The sequence below is a fragment of the Streptomyces murinus genome, from assembly GCF_002154555.1.
Classification (GTDB): Bacteria; Actinomycetota; Actinomycetes; order Streptomycetales; family Streptomycetaceae; genus Streptomyces; species Streptomyces murinus.
Window position 1 is genome coordinate 1 of the sequence record NZ_MUNF01000159.1, and the last position, 3,582, is coordinate 3,582.

Genomic DNA, 3,582 nt, shown 5'->3' on the forward strand with positions numbered 1-3,582 from the left:
TCCTCGGCGCGCAGGACGCCGGGACCGTCGTACGGATCCGGGCGGAGTACGACCGGCTGTGCGCGGAGTTCGCCCGGGACGGCGAAGGGCGGCTGGCCCTGCCGCACGTGGCGCTGCTCGCCCGTGCGACGGCCCGGCCGCCCCTGTCGCGTCGTCCCGGCTAGTTTCCGGTGACCGTGACCTTCTGGTCGTTGTTCAGCTCGTTCACCAGCGTCTTGACCTTCGCCTTGTCCCAGACGAGGTTGCCGCCGGTGGAGCCGGAGATGGGCATGTTCATGGAGGTGCCGTCACCGCCGTTGACGCCCTTCATGGCCCAGAACATCGAGGCCAGGCTCCACAGGGACATGTCCTTGTCCACGATCAGCGAGTCCAGGCCCGCGCCCATGGTCGGGTAGAACTTGAACGGGTTCAGCACGGTCGACGGCGTCGCCACCTCGTGGGCCAGGGCGGCCAGGAACTTCTGCTGGTTCTTGGTCCGCTGGAGGTCGGAGGCGGCGAAGGCGTGCCGGGTGCGCACGAAGGCGAGCGCCTGCTGGCCGTTCAGGGTCTGCTCGCCGGCCTGGAAGTCGGCGCCGGACCACTTGTCCTTGAAGCCCTTGTCGATGTTGATCCGCACCCCGCCGACCGCGTCCACGATGTTCGCGAAGCCCTGGAAGCCGATCTCCACGTAGTGGTCGATGTGCAGCCCGGTGTTGTACTCGATCGTGCGCACCAGCAGCGTCGGCCCGTCCTCGGCGTAGGCCGCGTTCAGCTTCTCCTGGCGGCCCGTGGCGGGGTAGACCTTCCCGGACGTCGAGCCCTTGTACGACGGGATCTCCACGTTCGAGTCACGCGGCAGCGAGATGAGCGTGTCGCCGTTGTCGCCGACGTGCAGGATCATCATCGAGTCCGTGCGCTTGCCCTCGGCGGCGCCGGTGTGCAGCTTCTTCTCGTCCGCCTTGGTCATGCCCTCGCGGCTGTCCGAACCGACGATCAGATAGTTGGTGCCGGACCCCGACTGCGGCCGGTCGATCACCGTGGAGAGATCGACCTCGCGGCGCAGCTTGGAGTCGGCCCAGAAGTAGGTCCCGACCGAGGTGACGATCAACACGGTCACCAGCGTGATCGCGGTCCACTTGATCCGCCGCCGCCAGTTCGGCGCGGGTCTCTGTCCGGGCCCCGGCGTCCCACCGGGGCCGTGGCCGCCGGGGTTCCCGTAGACCTGTCCGGTGTTGTAACCGCTGTCGTACGCGTCGTCATAGCCGCCGTTCGCGTACGACGGCTGCTGCGGAACGCCGGCCCCGTACTGCGGTGCCGCCGGGCCGCGCCGCACCTGCCGCATCGCGCGGGCGCCTTCGGGCTGCGCGCCGCCACTACCGCGTCCGTAGCGGGGGCCCCGATTGTCGTCGGACCATGCCTCGGGCCAGTCATTCATGCGGACCAGTGTGCAGGGCTCCGCCGTATGGCTTACAAGGCCTGTCGGAAAATAAGGGCGGCGCTGTTGCGAAGCTGACACAAATTCCGCGAATGCGGCTTCGGCATAAGGTAGAGGGCATGACAGACCAGGCCACGGAGCCGGAAGCAGTGGAACCGGACATCCCGGGCAAACCCACGTCCGCCTCGCGCACCACGCTCAGCCACATCATGACCCACAACGACACCAACCTGCTGGGTACGGTGCACGGCGGGGTGATCATGAAGCTGGTGGACGACGCGGCGGGCGCCGTGGCCGGCCGGCACTCCGGCGGCCCCGCGGTCACCGCGTCCATGGACGAGATGGCTTTCCTCGAACCGGTCCGCGTCGGTGACCTGGTCCATGTGAAGGCGCAGGTCAACTGGACCGGCCGGACCTCCATGGAGGTCGGCGTACGGGTCCTCGCCGAGCGCTGGAACGAGTCCGACCCGCCCACCCAGGTCGGCTCGGCCTATCTGGTCTTCGCGGCCGTGGACGCCGACGGCAAGCCCCGCCAGGTCCCCCCGGTGATACCGGAGACCGACCGCGACCGCCGCCGCTACCAGGAGGCGCAGATCCGCCGCACCCACCGGCTGGCCCGCCGCCGCGCCATCCGCGAGCTGCGCGAGCAGCGGGTGGCGGAGGGGTTCCACGACTAGGCAGTTCGAGAGGTACCCCGGCGGCGTCCGCTCAGGCGTCCCCGGAGCACACCACCTCGTTGCCGCGCACCACACTCGCGGCGCCCCGGTCCTGATGCCCCGGGTCCTCGAAGCGCACGGCCCGTACGCCCTTGAAGCCGGCGCCCGCGGTCACCTTCAGCACCGGCCCCTGGCCCGGCGCCGCGCGCAGCTCGCTGCCCGGCAGGGCCGCGGCCAGGGTGTGCGCGGAGCGGTCCCAGCGGGGGTCGTACGTGATCACGGTGGTCGGCAGCTGGGCGGGCGCGGTCACCGGCTCATGGGTGGTGGCGAAGCCGGTCGCCGCCAGCTCGGTGTCGATCCGCTTGGCGAGCCCGGTCGTGCCGGTGCCGTTCGCCACCTGGACCCGGATGCCCCGGGGGTCCGTCTCGACGGGTGTCGCGGCGGGCGCGGAGTGCGGGCGGGCCGCGGTGAGCGGCTTGTCGTCGCGCAGCGTCTGGAACAGCTGGGCGGAGCGGGCCGGGTCCCACTTCAGGGTCGAGCCGATGCCCTTGACCGGGAAGTCCATCTGCCCGATGGGGACGGTCGTGAACTCGGAGGACGAGGGCGAGAAGTTCCGCATCGCCCGCCCGAGGTCCAGCAGCTCATCGGTGCCGAAGCCGGTGTCGGCCCGCACCGAGCCGAGCACCGCCCGGGTCACATCGCGAAAGCGCATCGGGTTCAGCAGCACGCCCGAGGACGTCGCCCGCTCGATCAGCGCGGCCAGGAAACGCTGCTGCCGCTTCATCCGGCCCAGGTCGCTGGCGCCGTCCAGGTGCCGTGAGCGAACGTACTGGAGGGCCTGCCCGCCCAGCAGGGTGTGGGTGCCGGGGGTGAGGTCGAGCCCGCTGTAGCTGTCCTTCAGCGGCGTCGCCGTACAGATCCGGACCCCGCCGAGGACGTCCACGGTCTTCATGAAGCTGGTGAAGTCGACCTCCAGATAGTGGTCGATCTTCACTCGGGTCATGTTCTCGACCGTGCGCACGGTCAGCTGGGGGCCGCCCTCGGCATAGGCCGCGTTCAGCTTCAGCGGATGCGCGCCGAGCTGCCGGCCGGTGGTCTGGTCCCGGTGCGCGGGAACCTCGGCGAAGGAGTCGCGCGGCAGGCTCACCACCGTGGCCCGCTCCCGGTCCTCCGAGATGTGCACGATCATCATCGTGTCGGTGCAGTGGCAGGGCTGTCCGCCCAGGTGGAAGGCGCGCCGCTGCCGCTCGGTGATCTTGTCCCGGCCGTCGGTGCCGACCAGCAGGATGTTCATCCCGTGGCCCGCCTGCGGCCGGTTCTTCATGTCCTTGAAGGCGTCGACCCGGGAGATCCCGGCGTCCAGGCTGGTGACCACCGCGTGGCCGATGCCCGCGGAGGCGAGCACCACCACCGACAGCGTGGTCATCGCCCGCATGGCCCAGCGCGGCCGCCGTCGTCGGCGCAGGGGCCGCACCGGCCGCTCGGGCGGGGGCGGCCCCTGCGCCGACGACG

3 protein-coding genes are annotated in these 3,582 nt (G+C 70.7%); 1 reads left to right on the plus strand and 2 read right to left on the minus strand.

Features of this window, described 5'->3' with window-relative positions; all coding sequences use genetic code 11:
• Positions 1-160: 160 nt before the first annotated feature.
• On the minus strand, positions 161-1,414 hold the full coding sequence (locus tag CCN72_RS12085; RefSeq protein WP_086807530.1) for an LCP family protein: 1,254 nt from the start codon (positions 1,412-1,414) through the stop codon (positions 161-163).
• A 119-nt stretch (positions 1,415-1,533) separates the two neighbouring features.
• On the opposite strand from CCN72_RS12085, the gene CCN72_RS12090 reads away from it, so the two are divergent.
• Positions 1,534-2,091, plus strand: coding sequence for an acyl-CoA thioesterase (locus CCN72_RS12090; RefSeq protein WP_232988352.1), 558 nt, complete (start codon positions 1,534-1,536; stop codon positions 2,089-2,091).
• A gap of 31 nt (positions 2,092-2,122) precedes the next feature.
• Here the strand turns inward: CCN72_RS12090 and CCN72_RS12095 are convergent, their stop codons facing one another.
• A complete protein-coding gene (locus CCN72_RS12095) occupies positions 2,123-3,544 on the minus strand; it encodes an LCP family protein (RefSeq protein WP_244174201.1) in 1,422 nt (473 codons plus the stop codon).
• Between the last annotated feature and the right edge of the window lie 38 nt (positions 3,545-3,582).

Excerpts from the sequence above, each read along its gene's own strand:
- CCN72_RS12085 (WP_086807530.1), bottom strand. The coding sequence starts at position 1,414 with ATGAATGACTGGCCCGAGGCATGGTCCGACGACAATCGGGGCCCCCGC.
- CCN72_RS12090 (WP_232988352.1), top strand. The coding sequence starts at position 1,534 with ATGACAGACCAGGCCACGGAGCCGGAAGCAGTGGAACCGGACATCCCG.